Annotated in this window: 19 protein-coding genes and 1 pseudogene; 16 read left to right on the forward strand and 4 right to left on the reverse strand. The window is 68.2% G+C overall.

Annotated features, from left to right (window positions below; genetic code table 11):
- Positions 1-23: 23 nt before the first annotated feature.
- The 5 genes from IF88_RS0112525 (at position 24) to IF88_RS0112545 (ending at position 10372) form a co-directional block, all read left to right on the forward strand.
- The gene (locus IF88_RS0112525; protein WP_030710302.1) at positions 24-971 is read left to right on the forward strand and encodes an LppX_LprAFG lipoprotein; all 948 of its coding nucleotides are present in this window, start codon (positions 24-26) and stop codon (positions 969-971) included.
- A gap of 309 nt (positions 972-1280) precedes the next feature.
- Positions 1281-1811, forward strand: a complete 531-nt coding sequence (gene rplJ, locus IF88_RS0112530) for a 50S ribosomal protein L10 (RefSeq protein ID WP_030710304.1) — start codon at positions 1281-1283, stop codon at positions 1809-1811.
- A gap of 110 nt (positions 1812-1921) precedes the next feature.
- Positions 1922-2305 (forward strand): 50S ribosomal protein L7/L12, encoded by a 384-nt coding sequence (rplL, locus tag IF88_RS0112535; RefSeq protein WP_030710306.1) that lies wholly within the window; start codon positions 1922-1924, stop codon positions 2303-2305.
- A 587-nt stretch (positions 2306-2892) separates the two neighbouring features.
- Positions 2893-6375, forward strand: a complete 3483-nt coding sequence (gene rpoB / locus IF88_RS0112540) for a DNA-directed RNA polymerase subunit beta (RefSeq protein WP_030710308.1) — start codon at positions 2893-2895, stop codon at positions 6373-6375.
- A 97-nt stretch (positions 6376-6472) separates the two neighbouring features.
- Positions 6473-10372, forward strand: coding sequence for a DNA-directed RNA polymerase subunit beta' (locus tag IF88_RS0112545; RefSeq protein ID WP_030710310.1), 3900 nt, complete (start codon positions 6473-6475; stop codon positions 10370-10372).
- 109 nt (positions 10373-10481) lie between these two features.
- Here IF88_RS0112545 and IF88_RS0112550 read toward each other — a convergent pair whose 3' ends face one another.
- Positions 10482-12950, reverse strand: coding sequence for a YfhO family protein (locus IF88_RS0112550; RefSeq protein ID WP_234323502.1), 2469 nt, complete (start codon positions 12948-12950; stop codon positions 10482-10484).
- Positions 12951-13178: 228 nt separating this feature from the next.
- Positions 13179-13555 (reverse strand): annotated as a pseudogene (locus tag IF88_RS45355) (N-acetylmuramoyl-L-alanine amidase); the annotation flags it as partial.
- Positions 13556-13936: 381 nt separating this feature from the next.
- Here IF88_RS45355 and IF88_RS0112560 point away from each other — a divergent pair.
- The 5 genes from IF88_RS0112560 (at position 13937) to tuf (ending at position 19014) form a co-directional block, all read left to right on the forward strand.
- Positions 13937-14320 (forward strand): helix-turn-helix domain-containing protein, encoded by a 384-nt coding sequence (locus IF88_RS0112560; RefSeq protein WP_234323503.1) that lies wholly within the window; start codon positions 13937-13939, stop codon positions 14318-14320.
- Positions 14321-14657: 337 nt separating this feature from the next.
- Positions 14658-15029 (forward strand): 30S ribosomal protein S12, encoded by a 372-nt coding sequence (gene rpsL, locus IF88_RS0112565; RefSeq protein ID WP_007265893.1) that lies wholly within the window; start codon positions 14658-14660, stop codon positions 15027-15029.
- Between the two features lie 2 nt (positions 15030-15031).
- On the forward strand, positions 15032-15502 hold the full coding sequence (gene rpsG, locus IF88_RS0112570) for a 30S ribosomal protein S7 (RefSeq protein WP_007265894.1): 471 nt from the start codon (positions 15032-15034) through the stop codon (positions 15500-15502).
- A 39-nt stretch (positions 15503-15541) separates the two neighbouring features.
- Positions 15542-17674, forward strand: coding sequence for an elongation factor G (fusA, locus tag IF88_RS0112575; RefSeq protein WP_030710317.1), 2133 nt, complete (start codon positions 15542-15544; stop codon positions 17672-17674).
- 146 nt (positions 17675-17820) lie between these two features.
- Positions 17821-19014, forward strand: coding sequence for an elongation factor Tu (gene tuf / locus IF88_RS0112580; RefSeq protein ID WP_030710320.1), 1194 nt, complete (start codon positions 17821-17823; stop codon positions 19012-19014).
- A 180-nt stretch (positions 19015-19194) separates the two neighbouring features.
- Here the strand turns inward: tuf and rfbC are convergent, their stop codons facing one another.
- A complete protein-coding gene (gene rfbC / locus IF88_RS0112585) occupies positions 19195-19794 on the reverse strand; it encodes a dTDP-4-dehydrorhamnose 3,5-epimerase (RefSeq protein WP_030710322.1) in 600 nt (199 codons plus the stop codon).
- A complete protein-coding gene (gene rfbA, locus IF88_RS0112590) occupies positions 19791-20666 on the reverse strand; it encodes a glucose-1-phosphate thymidylyltransferase RfbA (protein WP_030710324.1) in 876 nt (291 codons plus the stop codon). The genes rfbC and rfbA overlap by 4 nt, the downstream gene beginning before the upstream one ends.
- 81 nt (positions 20667-20747) lie before the next feature.
- On the opposite strand from rfbA, the gene rfbB reads away from it, so the two are divergent.
- The 6 genes from rfbB to IF88_RS0112620 all read left to right on the forward strand — a co-directional run bounded on the left by rfbB (position 20748) and on the right by IF88_RS0112620 (position 26077).
- Positions 20748-21725: a dTDP-glucose 4,6-dehydratase gene (gene rfbB, locus IF88_RS0112595; RefSeq protein WP_030710326.1), complete on the forward strand. Its 978-nt coding sequence runs from the start codon at positions 20748-20750 to the stop codon at positions 21723-21725.
- A complete protein-coding gene (rfbD, locus tag IF88_RS0112600) occupies positions 21722-22642 on the forward strand; it encodes a dTDP-4-dehydrorhamnose reductase (protein ID WP_030710328.1) in 921 nt (306 codons plus the stop codon). The genes rfbB and rfbD overlap by 4 nt, the downstream gene beginning before the upstream one ends.
- Entirely contained in the window at positions 22639-23973 is a 1335-nt protein-coding gene (locus tag IF88_RS0112605; protein ID WP_199808067.1) for a lipopolysaccharide biosynthesis protein, read from the forward strand. Before rfbD ends, IF88_RS0112605 begins: the two co-directional genes overlap by 4 nt.
- Before the next feature lie 68 nt (positions 23974-24041).
- A complete protein-coding gene (locus tag IF88_RS0112610) occupies positions 24042-24731 on the forward strand; it encodes a glycosyltransferase family 2 protein (protein WP_030710330.1) in 690 nt (229 codons plus the stop codon).
- Positions 24728-25171 (forward strand): DUF2304 domain-containing protein, encoded by a 444-nt coding sequence (locus IF88_RS40250; protein ID WP_063754789.1) that lies wholly within the window; start codon positions 24728-24730, stop codon positions 25169-25171. The genes IF88_RS0112610 and IF88_RS40250 overlap by 4 nt, the downstream gene beginning before the upstream one ends.
- A 6-nt stretch (positions 25172-25177) precedes the next feature.
- Entirely contained in the window at positions 25178-26077 is a 900-nt protein-coding gene (locus IF88_RS0112620; RefSeq protein WP_030710334.1) for a glycosyltransferase family 2 protein, read from the forward strand.
- Positions 26078-26148 lie beyond the last annotated feature (71 nt).

A 26148-nucleotide genomic window follows, 5' to 3' on the forward strand; every position in this document is an offset into this window, starting at 1 on the left:
CGCACGATCATGGGGGAGAACACATGCACCAGGCTGTCCGGACCCGAGCCGGTATCGCGATCGCGGGTACCGCACTGCTCGTGGGCGGCCTCACGGCCTGCGGCGGCGAGAAGGCCGACGCGGGCAGTGGCAGGGCCGAGGGGGGCCACGGCGCGGACGCGAAGGCGCACTCGCCCGTGGAGGCGCTGAAGGCGTCCTACCTGAAGACGGTGGCCGCCAAGTTCGCCAAGGCGGAGCTGTCCATCGTCGGGGCCGACGGCAAGACCAGCACCCAGTCCGGTACGAAGGGCTGGTACCCGTCCAGCCACGACGTGCTGCTGAAGGGCGAGCGGCCCGAGACCCGCTCGATCATGATCGAGGACCTGGTCTACACCCGGCTGGACAAGCCCCTCAAGGGCAAGACCTGGATGAGGATGAACCTGGCCAAGGACGGCAAGCCGGGGGTCCGGCTGAACGACGACCCGGCCGAGTACCTGGCGATGGTGCTGGGCCAGGAGAAGCTGACCCACGTCGGGGCCGAGAAGACCGACGGCATCGACGCCCAGCACTACAAGGGCACCCTCACCAACGAGGACCTGCTCAAGGCGGACGAGTCCACCAAGGTCATGGAGGAGAAGAACCGCCAGTACCTCCACGAGTCCGTGAAGAACGTCAAGACCTTCGAGGTGGACCTGTGGATCGACAAGGACGGCTACCCCGTCCGCGTCGACAGCGTGAGCACGGACGGGACCGGCTCGACGAAGACCACGGCGAAGTTCTCGGACTTCGGGAAGGCCGCCCCGGTGCAGGCCCCGCCGGCCGACCAGGTCGTCGACCTGGAGGACAGTCTCAAGGACACCGACCAGAGCCTGAAGGACACCCGCGAGAGCCTGAAGGAGACGGACCAGAAGTTGAAGGACGTCGACGCGGACCTGAAGGAGGCCGACAAGACGCTGCGGGACGCCGGACTGGGCGGTCTCGGCGGCTCCTGAGGCCGGTCCCGGCGGCTCCGGAGGTCGGTCCCGGCGCCTCCCGGGTCGGCCGGGCCCGAGGCGATTTGCCTCGACTGGCGGCCTTCACGTACTCTTCCGGAGAAGCCAAAGACCGCTGGTCGTTGCCGTGCCCGCAAGGGAGCGGCGGCCGAAGGATCCGCTGAGTGCGGACGTCCTGCGCAGGTGTTCGTGGAAAAGCTCCCGGAGTGATTCGGTCGAGCTTCAGCCCCGTGCGCTTGCGCCGGGGCGTTTCGTTTTGTTCAGCCCCTTCTGAGCGGTCCTCATCACCCGGAAGGAGGCCGACGCTCTATGGCAAGGCCCGACAAGGCTGCCGCGGTAGCCGAGCTCACGGACCAGTTCCAGAGCTCGAACGCCGCCGTGCTGACCGAGTACCGGGGTCTCACCGTCGCGCAGCTCAAGACGCTGCGTCGTTCGCTCGGTGAGAACGCCCAGTACGCCGTGGTGAAGAACACGCTGACCAAGATTGCGGCCAACCAGGCCGGGATCACCGCGCTGGACGAGCACTTCGCTGGTCCGACCGCGGTCGCCTTCATCACCGGTGACCCGGTGGAGTCGGCGAAGAGCCTGCGTGACTTCGCCAAGGACAACCCGAATCTCATCATCAAGGCGGGTGTCCTTGATGGTAAGGCGCTCACCGCCGACGAGATCAAGAAGCTTGCGGACCTCGAGTCCCGCGAGGTTCTGCTCAGCAAGCTGGCCGGCGCGTTCAAGGGCAAGCAGTCTCAGGCTGCCTCGCTCTTCCAGGCGCTGCCGTCGAAGTTCGTCCGCACCGCGGAAGCGCTTCGCGTCAAGCTCGCCGAGCAGGGCGGTGCCGAGTAATTCGGCTCGCGCACTGATCCACGCCGCCTAGTGCGTGGGTCGTAGCGGGCCGTTACGCCCGCCTCTATATACATCCGGCACCTGCCGAATTAGTGGAAGGATCGCCCATCATGGCGAAGCTCTCTCAGGACGACCTCCTCGCCCAGTTCGAGGAGATGACCCTCATCGAGCTCTCTGAGTTCGTGAAGGCCTTCGAGGAGAAGTTCGACGTCACCGCCGCCGCGGCCGTCGCCGTTGCCGGCCCCGCCGCCGGTGGCGCTGCCCCCGAGGCCGCCGAGGAGCAGGACGAGTTCGACGTCATCCTCACCGGTGCCGGCGACAAGAAGATCCAGGTCATCAAGGTCGTGCGCGAGCTGACCTCCCTGGGCCTCAAGGAGGCCAAGGACCTCGTGGACGGCGCTCCGAAGCCGGTCCTCGAGAAGGTCGCCAAGGAGGCCGCTGACAAGGCCGCCGAGTCCCTCAAGGCTGCCGGCGCGGCTGTCGAGGTCAAGTAACACCTCTGGGGCCTCTCTGAGGCCCCAACCAAGGGCGATCACCCGTAAGGGTGGTCGCCCTTTGGCGTACCCGCAGTGCCTGACTTGCCCTGGTCTCGTTGGGGAGTAGGGTGATCATCGTTGCCCCGAAGCAGGGTCCGAAGATGATCCGCTCGGAGCAGGGGGCCTTGACGAACGGGACGCGGCGCGCAATTCTCAGACCCGTCGAGAGGTCGACCACCTCGATGCGAGATCCGAGGCATGGATCGACTACGAAGAGGGCAGTACTGATACGCGCTCTGTGTACGAGAGCCGCACGCGTGGGACGCAGGATCGGATGAGCACTGCGTTGGTGGAACGAGTTGGGGAAGGCCTGTTGCCGGTTTCCGGAAACCTGGTCTGGACATCAGTGAGCCAAGTGGCTACACTGACCCTTTGCGCTGCCTGTTAGCTGTCCCCTGCCCGTCGCCAGGGACATGCCCACGCTTGAGCACACTTGATTGATCCGCCCCGAACTGGCCTTTCAGCTGGATTTGGGGGGCTTGTCTTCTGTGTCTGCTGGGACCGGTACGCGCGTAGTGAGTCCGAGCCCTCGGAAGGACCCCCTCTTGGCCGCCTCGCGCAACGCCTCGACCAATACGAACAACGGTGCCAGCACCGCCCCGCTGCGCATCTCCTTTGCAAAGATCAAGGAGCCCCTCGAGGTTCCGAACCTCCTGGCGCTGCAGACCGAGAGCTTTGACTGGCTTCTCGGCAATGCTGCCTGGAAGTCTCGCGTCGAGTCGGCGCTTGAGAGTGGACAGGACGTCCCCACCAAGTCCGGTCTGGAAGAGATCTTCGAGGAGATCTCGCCGATCGAGGACTTCTCCGGGTCGATGTCGCTGACCTTCCGCGACCACCGTTTCGAGCCGGCGAAGAACTCTGTCGACGAGTGCAAGGAGCGCGACTTCACGTACGCGGCTCCGCTGTTCGTCACGGCCGAGTTCACGAACAACGAGACCGGAGAGATCAAGTCTCAGACGGTCTTCATGGGCGACTTCCCGCTCATGACCAACAAGGGCACCTTCGTCATCAACGGCACCGAGCGTGTCGTCGTGTCGCAGCTTGTCCGCTCCCCTGGTGTCTACTTCGACTCCTCCATCGACAAGACGTCCGACAAGGACATCTTCTCCGCCAAGATCATCCCGTCCCGGGGTGCCTGGCTGGAGATGGAGATCGACAAGCGCGACATGGTCGGTGTACGCATCGACCGCAAGCGCAAGCAGTCCGTCACCGTCCTCCTGAAGGCTCTCGGCTGGACCACCGAGCAGATCCTCGAGGAGTTCGGCGAGTACGAGTCCATGCGCGCCACCCTGGAGAAGGACCACACCCAGGGTCAGGACGACGCGCTGCTCGACATCTACCGCAAGCTGCGCCCGGGCGAGCCGCCGACCCGCGAGGCCGCTCAGACGCTGCTCGAGAACCTCTACTTCAACCCGAAGCGCTACGACCTCGCCAAGGTCGGCCGCTACAAGGTGAACAAGAAGCTCGGCGCCGACGAGCCGCTCGACGCCGGCGTGCTCACCACCGACGACGTCATCGCGACGATCAAGTACCTGGTCAAGCTGCACGCCGGCGAGACCGAGACGACCGGCGAGTCCGGCCGTTCGATCGTGGTCGAGACCGATGACATCGACCACTTCGGCAACCGTCGTCTGCGCAACGTCGGCGAGCTCATCCAGAACCAGGTCCGCACGGGTCTGGCTCGTATGGAGCGCGTCGTCCGCGAGCGCATGACCACGCAGGACGTCGAGGCCATCACGCCGCAGACCCTGATCAACATCCGGCCGGTCGTCGCCTCCATCAAGGAGTTCTTCGGCACCAGCCAGCTGTCGCAGTTCATGGACCAGAACAACCCGCTCTCGGGCCTGACCCACAAGCGCCGCCTGTCGGCGCTGGGCCCCGGCGGTCTGTCCCGTGAGCGGGCCGGCTTCGAGGTCCGTGACGTTCACCCGTCGCACTACGGCCGCATGTGCCCGATCGAGACCCCTGAAGGCCCGAACATCGGTCTGATCGGCTCGCTCGCCTCCTACGGCCGCGTCAACGCGTTCGGCTTCGTGGAGACCCCGTACCGCAAGGTCATCGACGGCGTCGTCACCGACGAGGTCGACTACCTGACGGCCGACGAGGAAGACCGCTTCGTCATCGCCCAGGCCAACGCCGGCCTGTCCGAGGACATGCGCTTCACCGAGAACCGCGTGCTGGTGCGCCGTCGTGGCGGCGAGATCGACTACATCGCCGGCGACGACGTCGACTACATGGACGTCTCCCCGCGCCAGATGGTGTCCGTCGCGACCGCGATGATCCCCTTCCTGGAGCACGACGACGCCAACCGTGCCCTCATGGGCGCGAACATGATGCGCCAGGCCGTTCCGCTCATCAAGGCGGAGGCCCCGCTCGTCGGCACCGGCATGGAGTACCGCTGTGCGGTCGACGCCGGTGACTCGATCCGTGCGGAGAAGGACGGTGTCGTCCAGGAGGTCTCGGCCGACTACATCACCGTCGCCAACGACGACGGCACGTACACCACGTACCGCGTCGCCAAGTTCTCCCGCTCGAACCAGGGCACCTCGGTCAACCAGAAGGTCATCGTCAACGAGGGTGACCGGATCATCGAGTCCCAGGTCCTCGCCGACGGACCGGCGACCGAAGAGGGCGAGATGGCCCTCGGCAAGAACCTGCTCGTCGCGTTCATGCCGTGGGAAGGTCACAACTACGAGGACGCGATCATCCTGTCGCAGCGCCTCGTGCAGGACGACGTCCTCTCCTCGATCCACATCGAGGAGCACGAGGTCGACGCCCGTGACACCAAGCTCGGCCCCGAGGAGATCACCCGGGACATCCCGAACGTCTCCGAGGAGGTCCTCGCGGACCTCGACGAGCGCGGCATCATCCGCATCGGTGCGGACGTCGTCGCCGGCGACATCCTGGTCGGCAAGGTCACGCCCAAGGGTGAGACCGAGCTGACCCCGGAGGAGCGCCTGCTCCGCGCGATCTTCGGTGAGAAGGCCCGCGAGGTGCGTGACACCTCGCTCAAGGTCCCTCACGGTGAGATCGGCAAGGTCATCGGTGTCCGCGTCTTCGACCGCGAGGAGGGCGACGAGCTTCCTCCGGGCGTGAACCAGCTGGTCCGCGTCTACGTCGCCCAGAAGCGCAAGATCACCGACGGTGACAAGCTCGCCGGCCGCCACGGCAACAAGGGTGTCATCTCCAAGATCCTTCCGATCGAGGACATGCCCTTCCTTGAGGACGGCACGCCGGTCGACATCATCCTGAACCCGCTGGGTGTCCCGTCCCGAATGAACCCGGGACAGGTCCTGGAGATCCACCTCGGCTGGCTCGCCAGCCGCGGCTGGGACGTCTCCGGGCTCGGCGAGGAATGGGCCGAGCGGCTGAAGGTCATCGGCGCCGACAAGGTCGCGCCGGGTACCAACGTCGCCACCCCGGTGTTCGACGGTGCGCGTGAGGACGAGCTCGCGGGCCTGTTCGAGCACACCATCCCGAACCGTGACGGCGACCGCCTGGTCCTCCCGTCCGGCAAGGCGCGTCTGTTCGACGGCCGCTCCGGTGAGCCGTTCCCGGACCCGATCTCGATCGGGTACATGTACATCCTCAAGCTCCACCACCTGGTCGACGACAAGCTCCACGCTCGGTCGACCGGTCCGTACTCGATGATCACGCAGCAGCCGCTGGGTGGTAAGGCGCAGTTCGGTGGCCAGCGCTTCGGTGAGATGGAGGTGTGGGCGCTGGAGGCTTATGGCGCCGCTTACGCCCTCCAGGAGCTGCTGACCATCAAGTCCGACGACGTCACCGGCCGCGTGAAGGTCTACGAGGCCATCGTCAAGGGCGAGAACATCCCCGAGCCGGGCATTCCCGAGTCCTTCAAGGTGCTCATCAAGGAAATGCAGTCGCTCTGCCTCAACGTGGAGGTGCTGTCCTCGGACGGCATGTCCATCGAGATGCGCGACACCGACGAGGACGTCTTCCGCGCGGCGGAGGAGCTCGGTATCGACCTGTCCCGGCGCGAGCCGAGCAGCGTCGAAGAGGTCTGACGGGCCTGACGGGGGGCTCGCTCAAGAGCCCCCCGTCATCCCCGGGACCGTTCAGACCATGATTGAGACTCGACCCCGAAAGAGGGATTGACGCACAGTGCTCGACGTCAACTTCTTCGACGAGCTGCGGATCGGCCTTGCCACCGCGGACGACATCCGAACCTGGTCGCACGGCGAGGTCAAGAAGCCGGAGACCATCAACTACCGCACCCTCAAGCCCGAGAAGGACGGACTCTTCTGCGAGAAGATCTTCGGTCCTACCCGGGACTGGGAGTGCTACTGCGGCAAGTACAAGCGTGTCCGCTTCAAGGGCATCATCTGTGAGCGTTGTGGCGTCGAGGTCACGCGCGCCAAGGTGCGCCGTGAGCGGATGGGCCACATCGAGCTTGCCGCTCCCGTCACCCACATCTGGTACTTCAAGGGCGTCCCGTCGCGCCTCGGATACCTGCTGGACCTCGCGCCGAAGGACCTCGAAAAGGTCATCTACTTCGCCGCGTACATGATCACGTTCGTCGACGACGAGCGTCGCACCCGCGACCTCCCGTCGCTGGAGGCGCACGTCTCCGTCGAGCGCCAGCAGATCGAGAACCGCCGTGACGCGGACCTCGAAGGCCGTGCCAAGAAGCTCGAGACCGACCTGGGCGAGCTCGAGGCCGAGGGCGCGAAGGCCGACGTACGCCGCAAGGTGCGCGAAGGTGCCGAGCGCGAGATGAAGCAGCTCCGTGACCGCGCCCAGCGCGAGATCGACCGCCTCGACGAGGTGTGGGCCCGCTTCAAGAACCTCAAGGTCCAGGACCTCGAGGGCGACGAGCTGCTCTACCGCGAGCTGCGTGACCGCTTCGGCACGTACTTCGACGGCTGCATGGGCGCCGCCGCGCTGCAGAAGCGCCTGGAGTCCTTCGACCTCGAGGAGGAGGCCGAGCGCCTCCGCGAGATCATCCGTACCGGCAAGGGCCAGAAGAAGACCCGTGCGCTCAAGCGCCTCAAGGTCGTCTCCGCGTTCCTGCAGACCAGCAACAAGCCCAAGGGCATGGTTCTGGACTGCGTGCCGGTGATCCCGCCGGACCTGCGTCCGATGGTGCAGCTGGACGGTGGCCGCTTCGCGACCTCCGACCTGAACGACCTGTACCGCCGCGTGATCAACCGCAACAACCGCCTGAAGCGCCTTCTCGACCTCGGTGCCCCCGAGATCATCGTGAACAACGAGAAGCGCATGCTCCAGGAGGCCGTCGACGCCCTCTTCGACAACGGTCGTCGTGGTCGTCCGGTGACCGGTCCCGGCAACCGGCCCCTGAAGTCCCTCAGCGACATGCTGAAGGGCAAGCAGGGTCGATTCCGTCAGAACCTTCTCGGCAAGCGCGTGGACTACTCCGCGCGTTCCGTGATCGTCGTCGGTCCCCAGCTGAAGCTGCACCAGTGTGGTCTGCCCAAGGCCATGGCGCTGGAGCTCTTCAAGCCGTTCGTGATGAAGCGCCTGGTCGACCTGAACCACGCGCAGAACATCAAGTCGGCGAAGCGCATGGTCGAGCGCGGCCGCACGGTCGTGTACGACGTGCTCGAAGAGGTCATCGCCGAGCACCCGGTCCTCCTGAACCGTGCGCCCACGCTGCACCGCCTCGGCATCCAGGCCTTCGAGCCCCAGCTGGTCGAAGGCAAGGCCATCCAGATCCACCCGCTCGTCTGCACCGCGTTCAACGCGGACTTCGACGGTGACCAGATGGCCGTGCACCTGCCGCTCTCCGCGGAGGCGCAGGCCGAGGCCCGCATCCTGATGCTGTCCTCGAACAACATCCTCAAGCCGGCCGACGGCCGTCCGGTCACGATGCCGACCCAGGACATGGTCCTCGGTCTGTTCTTCCTGACCACCGATGGTGAGCTCCGTGACACCAAGGGCGAGGGCCGCGCGTTCGGCTCCACGGCCGAGGCGACCATGGCGTTCGACAACGGCGAGCTGGCGCTCCAGTCGTCCGTCGACATCCGCTTCCCGGTGGGCACCATCCCGCCGCGTGGCTGGGTGCCGCCGGTCGCCGAGGAGGGCGAGCAGGAGTTCCAGCCGGGCGACAGCTTCCGTCTGCGCACCACCCTGGGCCGTGCGCTCTTCAACGAGCTGCTGCCCGAGGACTACCCGTTCGTCGACTACTCGGTGGGCAAGAAGCAGCTCTCCGAGATCGTCAACGACCTGGCGGAGCGCTACCCCAAGGTCATCGTGGCGGCGACGCTCGACAACCTGAAGGCGGCCGGCTTCCACTGGGCGACCCGTTCGGGCGTCACCGTGGCCATCTCCGACGTCGTCGTGCCCGAGGCCAAGAAGGCCATCGTCGCGGGCTACGAGGCGCAGGACGAGAAGGTCCAGAAGCAGTACGAGCGCGGTCTGATCACCAAGGACGAGCGCACGCAGGAGCTCATCGCGATCTGGACCAAGGCGACCAACGAGGTTGCCGAGGCGATGAACGCGAACTTCCCCAAGACGAACCCCATCTTCATGATGGTTGACTCGGGTGCCCGAGGAAACATGATGCAGATGCGACAGATCGCCGGTATGCGTGGTCTGGTGTCGAACGCGAAGAACGAGACCATCCCGCGTCCGATCAAGGCGTCCTTCCGTGAGGGCCTCACCGTTCTGGAGTACTTCATCTCCACGCACGGTGCCCGTAAGGGTCTGGCGGACACCGCCCTGCGTACCGCCGACTCGGGTTACCTCACCCGTCGTCTGGTGGACGTCTCGCAGGACGTCATCATCCGCGAGGAGGACTGTGGCACCGAGCGCGGTCTGAAGCTGAAGATCGCCGTTCGCGGTGAGGACGGCGTGCTGCGCAAGGCCGACGACGTCGAGACCTCGATCTACGCCCGCATGCTGGCCGAGGACGTCGTCATCGACGGCAAGGTCATCGCGCCGGCCAACGTCGACCTCGGTGACGTCCTGATCGACGCCCTGGTCGCCAACGGCGTCGAGGAGGTCAAGACCCGCTCGGTCCTGACCTGTGAGTCCGCGGTCGGCACCTGTGCCTTCTGCTACGGACGCTCGCTCGCCACCGGCAAGCTGGTCGACATCGGTGAGGCGGTCGGCATCATCGCCGCCCAGTCCATCGGTGAGCCCGGTACCCAGCTGACGATGCGTACCTTCCACACCGGTGGTGTGGCCGGTGACGACATCACGCAGGGTCTGCCGCGTGTCGTCGAGCTCTTCGAGGCCCGTACCCCGAAGGGTGTCGCCCCGATCTCTGAGGCCGCCGGCCGCGTGCGGATCGAGGAGACCGAGAAGACGAAGAAGATCGTCATCACGCCCGACGACGGCAGCGACGAGACGGCGTTCCCGATCTCCAAGCGCGCCAAGGTCATCGTGCACGAGGGCGACCACGTCGAGGTGGGCCAGAAGCTCACCATGGGTGCCACCAACCCGCACGACGTGCTGCGCATCCTCGGCCAGCGTGCCGTCCAGGTCCACCTGGTCGGCGAAGTCCAGAAGGTCTACAACTCGCAGGGCGTGTCGATCCACGACAAGCACATCGAGATCATCATCCGGCAGATGCTGCGCCGCGTGACGATCATCGAGTCCGGCGACGCGGAGCTCCTGCCGGGCGAGCTGGTCGAGCGGTCGAAGTTCGAGACCGAGAACCGTCGTGTGGTCACCGAGGGCGGTCACCCCGCCTCCGGCCGTCCGCAGCTGATGGGTATCACCAAGGCCTCGCTGGCGACGGAATCCTGGCTGTCGGCCGCCTCCTTCCAGGAGACGACCCGAGTCCTGACGGATGCGGCGATCAACGCCAAGTCCGACAGCCTCATCGGCCTCAAGGAGAACGTCATCATCGGTAAGCTCATCCCGGCCGGTACGGGCCTCGCCCGCTACCGCAACATCCGGGTCGAGCCGACCGAGGAAGCCAAGGCCGCGATGTACTCGGCCGTCGGTTACGACGACATCGACTACTCGCCCTTCGGCACCGGCTCCGGCCAGGCTGTCCCGCTGGAGGACTACGACTACGGCCCGTACAACGGCTGACAGCTCGTATGAAGAAACCCCCCGTCGCTCCGAGAGGAGCGGCGGGGGGTTTCCTCGTTCCCGGGTTCCCGGGTCCCCCGTTCCTGCAAGGACGGGGGACGGGGCGGGCTCAGGTGCGGCGGCGGCGGCGGAGGGTGGGGGTCGTGGCGCCGATGAGGATCATCAGGCCGAGGGTGCCGGCTGCCAGGCCGGGGGTGAGGCCCTTGGGGGTGAAGGTGCAGGAGAGCTTGTGGGTGCCCGGGGGGAGGTCCACAGCGAGCAGGCCGTGGAAGCTCTTGGCCGGGGCGGAGCACTCCCAGCCGGGGGCGTCGGTCACGGCCAGGACCGCCGTGCCGGTGGCGCCCCCGGGGAGGGCGGCCTCGATGGAGTGGCCCCCCGTGGTGACCTCGGTGGCGCCGGTGGTGGTCAGGTGGCGGACCGCGGTGTCGAGGGCCGCGCGGTTCAGGCAGCCCAGCGGGTGGTCGCCGGCGGTGGCGTCCTTGGTCTGCGTCCGCACCGTCGCGTCGATCCGGCCGGAGGCGGGGACCGGGCCGAGCGGGACGACTCCGGTCATCTCGTCCTCCAGCCGGTGCTGCGCGCCGCCCGTTTCGAGGGTCCCGTAGAGGGCGGGGGAGAACCAGTAGGCCTCGGAGCCGGGGGCGCACTGGGCGGCGTACGTCTGCTCGGTGGCGCTGCCCCCGCGGGTGACCTGCGGGACCTGGTAGACGGTCGCGCCCAGGACGTTCTCCTGGCGGGCGTAGACGCTGTCGGCCGGGTTGGGGGAGGCGTAGGGGCCGGTGCGGACGGTGACGAGCGGGGGCGCGGGGAACTTCGAGGCCGTCCAGGTGCCCGGGGCGGCCCCCGGGCGGACCCGCGCGCCGATCGAGAAGATCGCGTCGAGCACCGGGTTGTCGGCCCCGAAGAAGGTCCGGCCGTCGTTCTTGAAGCCGTAGCCGAGGGGTTCGAGGGCCTGGTACGTGGCCTCCGGGAGGTAGCTGCTGTAGTACTGCGGGCCCTCCGCCCGCAGGGCGAGGGCGTCGTTGTACGAGGTCTGCGGTGCGCCCGAGTCGGTGCGGTACGCGGGCCAGCCGGCCACGCCGCGGACCGCGTCGAAGTGGCCGGTGATCGACCGGTTCGAGGTGGCGATCGGCTTGGCCCAGCGCTCGCGGGCCCGCCGGGAGTCGGCGTTCGCCGCGGCGACGGTGGACTCGGCGAAGACCACGCCGATCATCAGGGCCGCCGCCACGGGGACGAGGAGGCGGCGCTTCTCGCCGAGGGAGAGCAGGAGGAGCGCGAGCAGCGAGACCGCGCCGCCGCCGAGCACGGCGGGCCAGGTCCAGCCGCCGAAGTCGTCGGTGTGGCGCAGGACGAAGGTGGCCGCGACGAGCAGGGCGGCGACCAGGGACAGGTGGAGGGGGCGCGGCCGGTTCGCCAGCGCCAGCCAGGCGACGATCACCACCATGCCGCTGAAGACGAAGGTCTCGCGGTACGGGTTGCCGTTCGGCACCGCCAGCCCGTGCCAGACGAACTGCGTCGGCGGGAACTGGAAGGAGGCGAGCACCAGCAGGGTCGCCGCCGCCCAGACCAGGCGGGTCCGCTTCGCCACCCGGGTGTTGAAGAGGAAGCTGCCTGCCAGGATCAGGCCCAGCGAGGCCACGTACAGGCGCGGCCGGCCGCCCCACAGGTGGGTGGCCGGGAGCATGCCGGCGAAGAAGACCTCGATGCGTACGGGGTCGAAGGCGGCGGCCTTGGTGGGCTGCGCGGCCCCGCTGGACAGGAACGACGGCAGGAGGAGCGGGAGGGTCAGCAGGACCCCGGTCCCGGCGGCCGTCGCGGCCCGCCACACGGCGCGCAGCCGCTGCCGGCCCGTCATGTCACGGGTGGCCAGGCGGATGGCCAACAGGACGCAGGCGGCCATCGTGGCCATCATCGCGGTGTAGAAGTTCCCGAACCAGGCGAGGGCGACCAGCAGGGCCACGCCCGGCCAGCGGCGCTCCTCCAGGCACCACTCGACGGCGATGCCGAGCATCGGGAGCGCGACCAGACCCCACAGCCACATCGGGATGTACGAGGCGTCGCTGAGCGCCCAGCCGCACAGGCCGTACGTGGCTCCGAGGACGCCCCGCTGCCACCACGGGCCGGGGTGCAGCTTGCCGAGGTACACCGTCATCACGGCCGCGGCGGCGCCCATCGTGAGCGGGGTGATCGCGAAGACCACCAGGTCGACGTGGGCGCGCGGGACGAGGACGGCCAGCCAGGAGAACGGGTTTCCGAGGTAGGTGTAGTAGTCGGACAGGAACTGCTGTCCGAAGCCGCCGCGCCAGCTGAAGAGCAGGTCGCCGGCGGCCTGCCCGTGGACCAGGTCCCACAGTGCCCGGTGGAAGGGCACGTACTGGTTGGCCTGGTCGTTGAGGGCGCGGCCGGTGTCGCCGAGGGGGAAGGTGCCGCGCGCCACCCAGGCCGCGCAGAACGCGGCCGAGGTGACGACGAAGGCGAGCAGGGGCCCGTAGAGCCGGGCGGCCCGGCGGCGGGTCCGCCGGGCGGGACCGGGGACGGGGTCGGGGGGAGGAGCGCCGACTGCGGTCTGCTCCGGTGCCACGGTCCCCAATGTCCTGCTCCCTGCTGCTCGACGGCAAGCCGCCAGTTTAGGTCGCCGGGGTGGGACGGTCCGCAGGACGGGCCGCCCCGTGCCCCGGCGGGAGCACCTACTGGCCGGTGACCTGCCAGGCCGTGACGGCGACGGCGGAGACGGCCGCGAGCGCGGTCACGCTGGCCAGGGGCCGGCGGGCACGCTCCAGGGAGTCCAGCCGGGCCTCGTGGTCGGCGGGTGGGCGTTGCCGTCGGTGTCGAGGCGGCGGGGGGCGGGGAGCGTGGTCTCGGCGGCGACGGCGTCGAGGACGTCGCCGTCGCCGAGGCCGGCGTCGTTGATGCGGCCGTGGCCGATGAGGTGGACGACGCCGGCCTTGTCGATCACCGCGTGGCAGAGGGGGCCGGGCCGGGAAGTTCGTCGTAGCCGTCGTGGCAGAGGGCGACGCTTTCGGCGCTGCCGCTGCTGACGGTGTGGTGCACGATCACGCCGTTGACCGGGCCCCAGGCACCCTTGTGGTTGCGGTTGTGGGTGCGACAGCCGGGGTACTCGACGACGTTCACGCCTTCGGCTTTGAGGGCGGCGAGGAGGGTGTCGGCGGTGAGGGGGGTGGCCACGTCGGGCTCCTTCGGGCATGGGAAAGCCCCGGCCGCGGATGTCTTTGCGTATGCGGGCGGGGCGGGGCGGTGGGTGTGGCGGTGCGGTGCGGTGGGCGGTGCGGGCCGTTGCCGGGGCTCCGCCCCGGGCCCCGCGCCTCAAACGCCGGCGGGGCTGAGATTGGTGCGGCGGGGCGGCAAGGGGCGGGCGAGGCCCCCGGACCCCGCGCCCCAAACGCCGGCGGGGCTGAGATGTGTGCGGCGGGGCGGCAAGGGGTGGGGCTCCGCCCCCGTGCCCCGCGCCTCAAACGCCGGCGAGGCTGAGATTGGTGCGGCGGGGCGGCCAGGGGTGGGGCTCCGCCCCCGGGCCCCGCGCCTCAAACGCCGGCGAGGCTGAGATTGGTGCGGCGGGGCGGCAAGTCGCGGATCGCGGACGAGGCCGGGGTGCACCGGGCCGCCGTCACCCGGCTGCTCCAGCGGCAGAGCATGCCCGACCTGGAGACCATGCGCCGGATCGCCCCGCTGCTCGGCGTCTCGGTGCGCGACATGCTGATCCGCTCCGGCCGGGTGGCCCCGGAAGAGCTCCCGCCGGCCTCCCCGGAGCCGGTCCCGGGCGGCCGGCGGCCCACCATCGAGGACTTCGCCCAGTGGCTCGGCGTCCCCGAGGTCCGCCGCGCGGTCTTCGCCAAGGTGGTCAGCCAGTTCCTGGAGCCCGACGTGGCCGACGGCGAGGTGCCCGCGGAGGCACCGACCGCCGCCGAGGCCCGCCGCCGCGCGCGGGACTGAGGCGGGGCTGACGCGGGACCCGTAGGACCGGGCAGGACCCGTGTGCGGCCCGGTCTCCGGGAGGAGGCCGATGCGTCCCGCTTGCGCGCAGTCGGTTTTCGTGCTGGGCATTTGTTTTGACCTACCTCTGTGAGGTAGGTACGCTCTGACCTTGTGCCTGGGGTGTGCCCTGGCTCCCGCGTGTGCATAAGACCCCGCGGAGAGTCGAGAAGAACACACTGCGATCTGTGCCTGTCTCACCTTGGTGAGAGCGTGCAGCTTCCGACACACCCGACCGCGTGGGTCGGGGGAGTTCCAGGTTAGTTTCACTACACGGCACACAGAAACCGGAGAAGTAGTGCCTACGATCCAGCAGCTGGTCCGGAAGGGCCGGCAGGACAAGGTCGAGAAGACAAAGACCCCCGCGCTTGAGGCTTCGCCCCAGCGTCGCGGCGTCTGCACGCGAGTGTTCACGACCACCCCGAAGAAGCCGAACTCGGCGCTGCGCAAGGTCGCGCGTGTGCGTCTGACCTCTGGCATCGAGGTCACCGCTTACATTCCGGGTGAGGGACACAACCTGCAGGAGCACTCGATCGTGCTCGTGCGTGGTGGCCGTGTGAAGGACCTGCCGGGTGTTCGTTACAAGATCATCCGCGGTGCGCTTGACACCCAGGCTGTCAAGAACCGCAAGCAGGCCCGCAGCCGCTACGGCGCCAAGAAGGAGAAGTAAGAATGCCTCGTAAGGGCCCCGCCCCGAAGCGCCCGGTCATCATCGACCCGGTCTACGCATCTCCTCTGGTGACGTCGCTCATCAACAAGATCCTCCTGAACGGCAAGCGCTCCACCGCCGAGCGCATCGTTTACGGCGCCATGGAAGGCCTCCGCGAGAAGACCGGCAACGACCCGGTCATCACGCTGAAGCGCGCGCTGGAGAACGTCAAGCCGTCCCTTGAGGTCAAGTCCCGCCGTGTCGGTGGCGCGACCTACCAGGTCCCCGTCGAGGTCAAGCCGGGTCGCCAGTCGACCCTGGCCCTCCGCTGGCTCGTGGGTTACTCCCGCGCCCGTCGTGAGAAGACCATGACCGAGCGCCTCATGAACGAGCTGCTCGACGCCTCCAACGGTCTTGGCGCTGCCGTCAAGAAGCGCGAGGACACGCACAAGATGGCCGAGTCCAACAAGGCCTTCGCGCACTACCGCTGGTAGTCCCAACCCACATCGAGACCGAGAGAAGACTGAGCCGATATGGCTACCACTTCGCTTGACCTGGCCAAGGTGCGCAACATCGGCATCATGGCCCACATCGACGCGGGCAAGACGACCACCACCGAGCGCATCCTGTTCTACACCGGTGTGTCTTACAAGATCGGTGAAGTCCACGACGGCGCTGCCACGATGGACTGGATGGAGCAGGAGCAGGAGCGCGGCATCACGATCACGTCCGCCGCGACGACCTGCCACTGGCCGCTCGAGGACGTCGACCACACCATCAACATCATCGACACCCCGGGTCACGTGGACTTCACCGTCGAGGTGGAGCGTTCGCTCCGCGTCCTCGACGGCGCCGTCACCGTGTTCGACGGTGTCGCCGGTGTGGAGCCGCAGTCCGAGACCGTTTGGCGTCAGGCGGACCGCTACGGCGTGCCGCGCATCTGCTTCGTCAACAAGCTCGACCGTACGGGCGCCGAGTTCCACCGCTGCGTCGACATGATCGAGAGCCGCCTTGGCGCGATCCCGATCGTCATGCAGCTCCCGATCGGTGCCGAGGCCGACTTCCAGGGTGTCGTCGACCTCGTCACGATGAAGGCGTTCGTCTGGTCCGCCGAGGCGACCAAGGGCGAGATGTACGACATCGTCGACATCCCCGACACGCACACCGAGGCCGCTGAAGAGTGGCGCGGGAAGCTCGTCGAGACCGTCGCCGAGAACGACGACGAGATCATGGAGCTCTTCCTGAACGGCGACGAGCCGTCCGTGGAGCAGCTGCACGCCGCCGTCCGTCGCATCATCCTCGGCTCCGGCAAGGGCAAGGGCGAGCCCACGATCACCGCGGTGTTCTGTGGCACGGCGTTCAAGAACAAGGGCGTTCAGCCCCTGCTCGACGCTGTCGTCCGCTACCTGCCGTCCCCCCTGGACATCGAGGCCATCGAGGGCCACGACGTCAAGGACCCCGAGGTCGTCGTGAAGCGCAAGCCTTCCGACGAGGAGCCGCTCGCGGCGCTGGCGTTCAAGATCATGAGCGACCCGCACCTCGGCAAGCTCACCTTCGTCCGGGTTTACTCGGGCCGCCTGGAGGCCGGCACTGCGGTGCTGAACTCCGTCAAGGGCAAGAAGGAGCGCATCGGCAAGATCTACCGCATGCACGCGAACAAGCGTGAGGAGATCGACTCGGTGGGCGCCGGCGACATCGTCGCCGTCATGGGCCTGAAGCAGACCACCACCGGTGAGACGCTGTGTGACGACAAGAACCAGGTGATCCTGGAGTCCATGGACTTCCCGGCCCCTGTCATTCAGGTCGCCATCGAGCCCAAGTCCAAGGGTGACCAGGAGAAGCTGGGTGTCGCCATCCAGCGTCTCGCGGAGGAGGACCCCTCCTTCCACGTTCACTCGGACGAGGAGACGGGCCAGACCATCCTCGGCGGTATGGGCGAGCTGCACCTCGAGGTGCTGGTCGACCGTATGAAGCGCGAGTTCAAGGTCGAGGCCAACGTCGGCAAGCCGCAGGTCGCGTACCGTGAGACGATCCGCAAGGCCGTCGAGCGTCACGACTACACCCACAAGAAGCAGACCGGTGGTACCGGTCAGTTCGCCAAGGTGCAGATCGCGATCGAGCCCATCACCGAGACCGACGGTCCGGCGTACGAGTTCGTGAACAAGGTCACCGGCGGACGCGTCCCGAAGGAGTACATCCCTTCGGTCGACGCCGGTGCGCAGGAGGCCATGCAATTCGGCATCCTGGCCGGCTACGAGATGACGGGCGTTCGCGTCACGCTTCTCGACGGTGGCTACCACGAGGTCGACTCCTCCGAGCTCGCGTTCAAGATCGCCGGCTCGCAGGCCTTCAAGGAGGCCGCGCGCAAGGCTTCTCCCGTGCTCCTCGAGCCGATGATGGCCGTAGAGGTCACCACGCCCGAGGACTACATGGGTGACGTCATCGGTGACATCAACTCCCGCCGTGGCCAGATCCAGGCCATGGAGGAGCGTCACGGTGCTCGCGTCGTGAAGGGCCTCGTGCCCCTTTCGGAGATGTTCGGCTACGTCGGAGACCTCCGCAGCAAGACCTCGGGTCGCGCCAGCTACTCGATGCAGTTCGACTCCTACGCCGAGGTTCCCCGGAACGTCGCTGAGGAGATCATCGCGAAGGCCAAGGGCGAGTAACTCTTCCGAGTACACGCTTTAGGCTTGTCACCGGATCCTCTGGGGCAACAGGAATAACTCCCGTTGCCCCGAGGGGCCGGCATTCCAGCAAAGATCACCTGGCGCCGATGAGTAAGGCGTACAGAACCACTCTCCAGGAGGACCCCGTGGCGAAGGCGAAGTTCGAGCGGACTAAGCCGCACGTCAACATCGGCACCATCGGTCACATTGACCACGGTAAGACGACCCTCACGGCCGCCATTACCAAGGTGCTGCACGACGCGTACCCGGACCTGAACGAGGCCTCGGCCTTCGACCAGATCGACAAGGCTCCTGAGGAGCGCCAGCGCGGTATCACCATCTCCATCGCGCACGTCGAGTACCAGACCGAGGCGCGTCACTACGCCCACGTCGACTGCCCGGGTCACGCGGACTACATCAAGAACATGATCACCGGTGCCGCACAGATGGACGGTGCCATCCTCGTGGTCGCCGCCACCGACGGCCCGATGCCGCAGACCAAGGAGCACGTGCTCCTGGCCCGCCAGGTCGGCGTCCCCTACATCGTCGTCGCCCTGAACAAGGCCGACATGGTGGACGACGAGGAGATCCTGGAGCTCGTCGAGCTCGAGGTCCGTGAGCTGCTCTCCGAGTACGAGTTCCCGGGCGACGACCTGCCGGTCGTCCGCGTCTCCGCGCTGAAGGCCCTCGAGGGCGACAAGGAGTGGGGCGAGAAGCTTCTCGGCCTCATGGCTGCCGTCGACGAGGCCATCCCGACCCCGCCGCGTGACACCGAGAAGCCGTTCCTCATGCCCGTCGAGGACGTCTTCACGATCACCGGTCGCGGTACGGTCGTCACCGGCCGTATCGAGCGTGGTGTCCTGAAGGTCAACGAGACCGTCGACATCATCGGTATCAAGGAAGAGAAGACCACCACCACGGTCACCGGTATCGAGATGTTCCGCAAGCTGCTCGACGAGGGCCAGGCGGGCGAGAACGTCGGTCTGCTCCTCCGTGGCATCAAGCGCGAGGACGTCGAGCGCGGCCAGGTCATCATCAAGCCGGGTTCGGTCACGCCGCACACCGAGTTCGAGGCCCAGGCCTACATCCTGTCGAAGGACGAGGGTGGCCGTCACACCCCCTTCTTCAACAACTACCGTCCGCAGTTCTACTTCCGTACCACGGACGTCACGGGTGTCGTCACCCTGCCGGCCGGCACGGAGATGGTCATGCCGGGCGACAACACCGAGATGTCGGTCGCGCTGATCCAGCCGGTCGCCATGGAGGAGGGCCTGAAGTTCGCCATCCGTGAGGGTGGTCGTACCGTGGGCGCCGGCCAGGTCACCAAGATCACGAAGTAATTCGTGCTCTGACCTGGTAGCTCGCTGAAGCGGGCACCAAGTTGCACTGAAGGGCCCCGGCCCATCGCCTCGGCGGTGGGACGGGGCCCTTCGGCGTTACGGGTCCGAGCGCGGGCCCGGGTACGCGAGAGGGCCGCACCCCCGGACGGGGTGCGGCCCTCCCGCGTACGTGCGGCGGGGTCAGTTCACGCGCAGGGACTCGGTGAACTCCAGGCAGGCGGCGTGGTCGGGCAGCAGCCCGGTCTCGATGGCCTCGGCCAGCGACGGGGCGGCCTCGTCGCGGGCGGACAGCAGCGGGACGTCCGCCGGCCATTCGATGCCCAGGTCGGGGTCGAGGGGGTGGACCGAGTGCTCGCCGGTCGGGTTGTACGTCTCCGAGCAGAGGTACGAAAGCGTGGCGTCGTCGCTCAGCGCGCAGAAGCCGTGGCCCAGGCCCTCGGGGATGTAGACCGCGCGGCGGTCCACGTCGTCCAGGCGGACGCCTTCCCACTTGCCGAACGTGGGGGAGCCGACCCGCAGGTCGACGATGACGTCGAGCACGGCGCCGCGCACGCAGGTCACGTACTTGGCCTGGCCGCGCGGCACGTCGGCGAAGTGGATGCCGCGGACCACGCCGGCGGAGGAGACCGAGAGGTTCGCCTGCGCCAGGTTCAGCGAGTGGCCGACGACCTCGGCCAGCCTGTCGAAGCGGTACCACTCGGTGAACAGGCCGCGCGGGTCGCCGTGCAGCTGCGGGGTGACCTCGAAGGCACCCGCTATGGAGAGTTCGCGGAACTTCATCGGGCGTCCTCCTCGTCGAGCAGCGTCAGCAGGTAGTTGCCGTAGCCGCTCTTGGTGAGGGGCTCGGCGAGCGCGCGCAGCTGCACCGAGTCGATCAGGCCGGCCCGCCAGGCCGCCTCCTCGATGCAGCCGATCTTGAAGCCCTGGCGCTCCTCGATCACGCGGACGAACTCGGAGGCCTGGACCATCGACACGAAGGTGCCGGTGTCGAGCCAGGCGGTGCCGCGGTCGAGGATGGTGACGTTCAGCTCGCCGGCCTGGAGGTACGCGTCGTTGACGGCGGTGATCTCCAGCTCGCCGCGGGCGCTGGGCTTCAGGCCGCGGGCTATCTCGACGACCTGGTTGTCGTAGAAGTAGAGACCCGGCACCGCGTAGCGGGACTTGGGCTTCTCCGGCTTCTCCTCGATGGAGATGGCCTGGCCGTTCTCGTCGAACTCGACCACGCCGTACGCGGTGGGGTCCGCCACCGGGTACGCGAACACGCGGCCGCCCTTGGCGCCGGTGTGCTGGGCGAGGCGGGTGCCGAGGCCACTGCCGTGGAAGATGTTGTCGCCGAGGATCAGCGCGACGGACTCGTCACCGATGAAGTCGGCGCCGAGGACGAAGGCCTGGGCGATGCCCTCCGGCCGCTCCTGGACGGCGTACTCCAGCCGCAGGCCGAACTGCGAGCCGTCGCCGAGCAGGCGCTCGAACTGGTCGCGGTCTTCGGGGGTGGTGATGATCAGGATTTCGCTGATGCCCGCCATCACCAGGGTGGAGAGGGGGTAATAGATCATCGGCTTGTCGAAGACGGGCAGCAACTGCTTCGAGACGGCCCGGGTCAACGGCCAGAGTCGCGATCCGGTGCCACCGGCCAAAAGGATTCCACGCATGGGTGAACCCTATGCGAGAGCGTGCGGGGGAGCCGAGCCAAGGGAATGTGACGTTCGGCAGGCCGCTAGACTCTTCGTATTATGCGCATCCTCGTGACCGGCGGCGCCGGCTTCATCGGTTCAGAATTCGTCCGCCAGCAGCTCGGTGCAGATGCCACGGCGCAGATCACTGTCTTCGACAAGCTGACGTACTCGGGCGTCGAGGCCAACCTCGCCCCGGTCGCGGATCACCCCGGATACACCTTCGTCAAGGGCGACATCTGCGACGCCGAGGCCGTCGACCAGGTGATGCCCGGCCACGACGTCGTCGTGCACTTCGCCGCCGAGTCCCACGTGGACCGCTCCATCGCCGGCGCGGGCCCCTTCGTGATGACCAACGTCGTCGGCACGCAGGTCCTGCTCGACTCCGCCCGCAAGCACGGCGTCGGCCGCTTCGTCCACATCTCCACCGACGAGGTCTACGGCTCGATCAACGAGGGCTCCTGGACGGAGGAGTGGCCGCTGGTGCCCAACTCCCCCTACTCCGCGTCCAAGGCGTCGTCCGACCTGCTGGCGCTGGCCTACCACCGCACCCACGGCATGGACGTGGTGGTCACCCGCTGCTCCAACAACTACGGGCACTACCAGTTCCCGGAGAAGGTCATCCCGCTGTTCGTCTCGAACCTGATGGACGGCAAGAAGGTCCCGCTGTACGGCCACGGCGGCAACGTCCGCGACTGGCTGCACGTCTCCGACCACTGCCGCGGCATCGACCTGGCCATGCGCAAGGGCCGCGCCGGCGAGGTCTACAACATCGGCGGCGGCACCGAGCTCACCAACAAGGAGCTCACCGGCGTCCTGCTGGAGGCCGCCGGCCTCGGCTGGGAGATGGTCGAGCAGGTCGAGGACCGCAAGGGCCACGACCTCCGCTACTCCATCGACATCAGCAAGATCGGCGCCGAGCTGGGCTACGCCCCGCAGGTCACCTTCGAGGACGGCATCAAGGCCACCATCGACTGGTACCGCGAGAACCGCGCCTGGTGGGAGCCGCTCAAGGTGAAGGCGGCCCTGCAGAAGTGAGCGCCAACCCGCGAGCCGGACGCTGGCTCGTCACCGGCGCCGCCGGGATGCTCGGCCAGGACGTCCTGGCCGTGCTGAAGGCCTCCGGGATCGAAGCCGTGGGCCTGCGCCGCGCCGACCTCGACATCACCGACCCGGCCGCCGTCCGGGCCGCGGTCGAGGGCGCCACCGTGGTCGTGAACTGCGCCGCCTGGACCGACGTGGACGGCGCCGAGACCGCCGAGGAAGCCGCCACCGCCGTCAACGGCACCGGCGTGCGCGTCCTCGCCGAGGCCTGCGCCGACGCCCACGTGCGCTTGCTGCACGTCTCCACCGACTACGTGCTGCCCGGCGACGCCTCGGAGCCCTACCGCGAGGACACCGCCACCGGGCCCGTGAACGCGTACGGCCGCTCCAAGCTGGTCGGCGAGCAGGCCGTGACCGAACTGCTGCCGCAGGACGGCTACGTGGTCCGCACCGCCTGGCTGTACGGCGAGCACGGGCCGAACTTCGTCGCCACCATGCTGAAGCTGGCCGCCCAGCGGGACACCCTCGACGTCGTCGACGACCAGCACGGCCAGCCCACCTGGTCCTACGCGCTGGCCCGGCACCTGGTCGAGCTCGGCCTGGCCGCGCTGAAGGGCCATGCCATGGGCGGGATCTACCACGGCACCGCGAGCGGCCGCACCACCTGGATGGGGCTCGCCCGCGAGACGTACCGGCTGAGCGGACTCGACCCCGAGCGGATCCGGCCGACCACCTCCGAGGCGTTCGTCCGCCCCGCCGTCCGCCCCGCCTTCAGCGTGCTCGCGCACGACCGCTGGGACGAGGCGGGCATGGCCCCGCTCGCCGACTGGCGCGAACAGCTGGCCGAAGCGCTGGCCACCCCCGGCTTCGCCGCACTGGCCGGACAGGCCCGGGACGGCCGAGCGGGATGAAAGCCCTGCTGAACAAGTTGAGCGCGGCGCTGCCGCCGGGCACCGTCGCGGTGGCCGGCGGCACCGTCGTGCTCGGCGCTGCCTCCTACGCCCACCTGGGCGTGGCCGGCCACAGCCTGTCCGACACGGGCTACGCGAACGTCTCCGTGCTGTGGACGATCGTGATGTCCATCGGCATCGGCATCTTCTTCCCGATGGAGCAGGAACTCACCCGGATCGTCTCGGCCCGCGTGGTCCTCGGCCAGGGCGCGGCCCCCGTGCTGCGCCGGGCCGGCCTGCTCACGGCGGGCATCCTCGGCGCGACCCTGCTCGTCCTCGTCCTCGGCGCCGGACCCATCGCCGACCTGCTCTTCCACGGGGACCGCGCCCTGGTGGCGGCGCTCGGCAGTGCCTTCGCCGGCATGGCCCTGTGCTACCTCACCCGCGGCGTGCTGGCCGGCCTCGGCCTGTTCGGCGCGTACGGCACCCAGCTGGCCGTCGACGGCGGGCTGCGCATCGTGCTGGCCTTCGGCTGCGCGCTCCTCGGCCTGCACTCGGCGCTGGCCTTCAGCCTCATCCTGGCCGTCGCGCCGGTCATCGCGACGCTGGTCACCCTGCCTGCGCTGCTGCGCGCGGTCGGGCCCGGCGAGCCGATCGCCTGGCGCGACCTGTGCAGCGGGCTCGGCCTGCTCGTGTGCGCGACCCTGCTGTCCCAGGTCGTCGTCAACGCGGCCGTCATGAGCACCAAGCTGCTGGCCCCGTCCGACAGCGCGCTGATCGCGGCGCTGATGAGCGCGACCGTGCTCGCGCGGGTGCCGCTCTTCGTCTTCGGCTCGCTCCAGGCCTCGCTGCTCAGCGGTCTCACCGCCGCGTTCACGGCCGGCGACCGGGTGGCCTTCTGGGCGATGCTGCGCCGGATCGCCATGGTCGTCGCCGCGCTCGGACTGCTCGGCGGCGTACCGGCCACGGTCCTCGGCCCCTGGCTCATCGAGGTGCTCTTCGGCACCGGGGACCCGGTGCTGGGCAGCTTCGACTTCTTCCTGCTGTCCGCCGGCACCGCGGCGTACATGTTCGCGATGGTCCTCGGACAGGCGCTCATGGTATTCAAGCGGCACAACCTGCAGCTGCTCTCCTGGGCCCTCGGCACGGCGGTCCTGGTGGGCATCACCTTGATACCGGGCGACGTGGCCGTGCGCGTGATCGTCGCCTACGCCCTCGGTTCGACCGCCACGGTCCTCGCTATGCTGGCAGCCCTCAGGCTGAGCTTCCCCGGAGCCGCCGCCACAGCCGGTGAAGGCCCCCGGCAGTTGGCCGACACAGGCAGCCCGGGTGTGGGAGCGGTCGGGAAATGACCATGCCTCCCCACGACGTCACACCGATCACCGAGCACTCGTTTGTGCCACATCCCGCTGGAGCTACCGTGTCCCAATACGACGATGTCTGGCTGGTCATACCGGCCTATAACGAGGGCCAGGTGATCGCCGACGTGGTCGAGGGGGCCCGCAAGACGTTCCCCAACATCGTCGTCGTCGACGACGGCAGCACCGACGACTCGGCCAAGCACATAGCCACGACCGGCGCCCACCTGGTGCGCCACCCGGTCAACCTCGGCCAGGGCGCGGCCCTGCAGACCGGCCTGACCTACGCGCTCGCCCAGCCCGGCGCCCGCTACTTCGCCACCTTCGACGCCGACGGTCAGCACCAGACCAAGGACGTCGAGACGATGGTCGGCGTGCTGCGCCGCGGCGAGGCCGACGTCGTGCTCGGCTCCCGCTTCATCGAGCAGAACGGCCAGGTGCCGTGGATCAAGCAGGTCGTGCTGCGCACGGCCGCCGCCGTCAGCCCGACCGCGCGCAAGCTCAAGCTCACCGACGCGCACAACGGCCTGCGCGTGCTGGGCCGGGAGGCCGCCGAGCAGCTGAACATCACCATGAACGGCATGGCCCACGCGTCCGAGCTCGTCGGCTTCCTCGCCGGCTCCACGCTGCGCGTCACCGAGGTACCGGTGGACATCCTCTACACCGACTACTCACGCGCCAAGGGTCAGTCCCTGATCAACGGCGTCAACATCCTTTTTGACATTTCGCTGCGGGAGCGTGGGCGTCGATGAAGTACTTCTGGATCCAGCTGCTGCTGATCGTCGGCTCGGTGTCGATGGCCCTGATGTTCATCCGGACCTGGGGCCAGGCGAAGAACCGCGCGTGGAAGCGCATCGCGTTCTCGGCCTTCGTCATAGTCAACGTGTACGCGGTGCTCCGCCCGACCGACGTCACCTGGCTCGCCCAGCAGCTCGGCGTCGGCCGCGGCACCGACCTGGTGCTGTACGTGATGGTGCTCGCGATGGGCTTTCTCACGCTCAACACCTTCCTGCGCTTCCGCTCCCTGGAGAAGAAGATCACCGACCTGGCCCGGACGGTGGCCATCAACGAGGGCGTCCGGCACAACGACGAGCGACTGGGTCAGGACGCAGTCGTCGCGCAGGCGACCCCGGAATCCGCTGCCGACGCCAAGGCCGAGGCCGGCGCCGGCTCCGACTCCGTGAAGGCCTGAAGCCGCATGGTGACCTTCGACTTCATGCTCCCCTACTACGGGGACGTGCAGCTGATGCAGGACGCCGTCCGCAGCGTCCTGGCGCAGACGGACCGGGACTTCCGCCTCGTCGTGATCGACGACGGCAAGGAGCCGGACGTACCCGGCTGGTTCGCACAGCTCGGTGACGACCGGGTCCACTACACGCGCAACGAGCAGAACCTCGGCATCACCAAGAACTTCCAGAAGTGCGTGCGGCTGTCCGAGGCCGACTACGTCGTCATCATGGGCTGCGACGACCTGCTGCACCCGCACTACCTGGAGACCGTGCGCGCGATCGTCGCGGCCCGGCCGGGCATCGGCATGGTCCAGCCCGGCGTCGAGGTCATCGACGGCGACGGCAAGGTGACGGCCGGCCTGGCGGACAACACCAAGAAGCGGCTGTACGCGCCGCAGGTCAAGGGCCGCCGGCTGATGGCCGGTGAGGAGCTGGCCGCCAGCGTGCTGCGCGGCAACTGGCTCTACTTCCCGTCGATCGCCTGGCGGGGCGAAGTCCTGCGCAAGGTGAACTTCCGCGACGACTACTCGGTGATCCAGGACCTCGCGCTCGTCGTCGACCTGCTCGAAGACGGCGAGGAGATGGTCATCGACAACTCCACCACCGTGTTCCAGTACCGCCGCCACGCGGTCAGCGAGTCCTCGGTGCAGGCCTTCTCCGGAACCCGCTTCGCCGAGGCCGAGCGGTACTTCTCCGCGGTCGCCGCGCGCATGGACGCCCGCGGCTGGCCGAAGGCGGCCCGCGCGGCCCGCTTCCACAGCGCCTCCCGTCTGCACGCGCTGACGATGCTCCCCGGAGCCCTGCGCCGCGGACACAAGGAAGGCGCTCGTACGCTGGCGAAGCACGCGTTCACCTCCGGCCAGAACTGAGCCGACTCCGCCCACCACGAAACGGACTGAGATGACACACCTGGCCCCCGAGCAGGTCGGTGAGGCCGGCG

The sequence above is a fragment of the Streptomyces sp. NRRL F-2580 genome (assembly GCF_000720115.1).
In the GTDB taxonomy this organism is placed as follows: Bacteria; Actinomycetota; Actinomycetes; order Streptomycetales; family Streptomycetaceae; genus Streptomyces.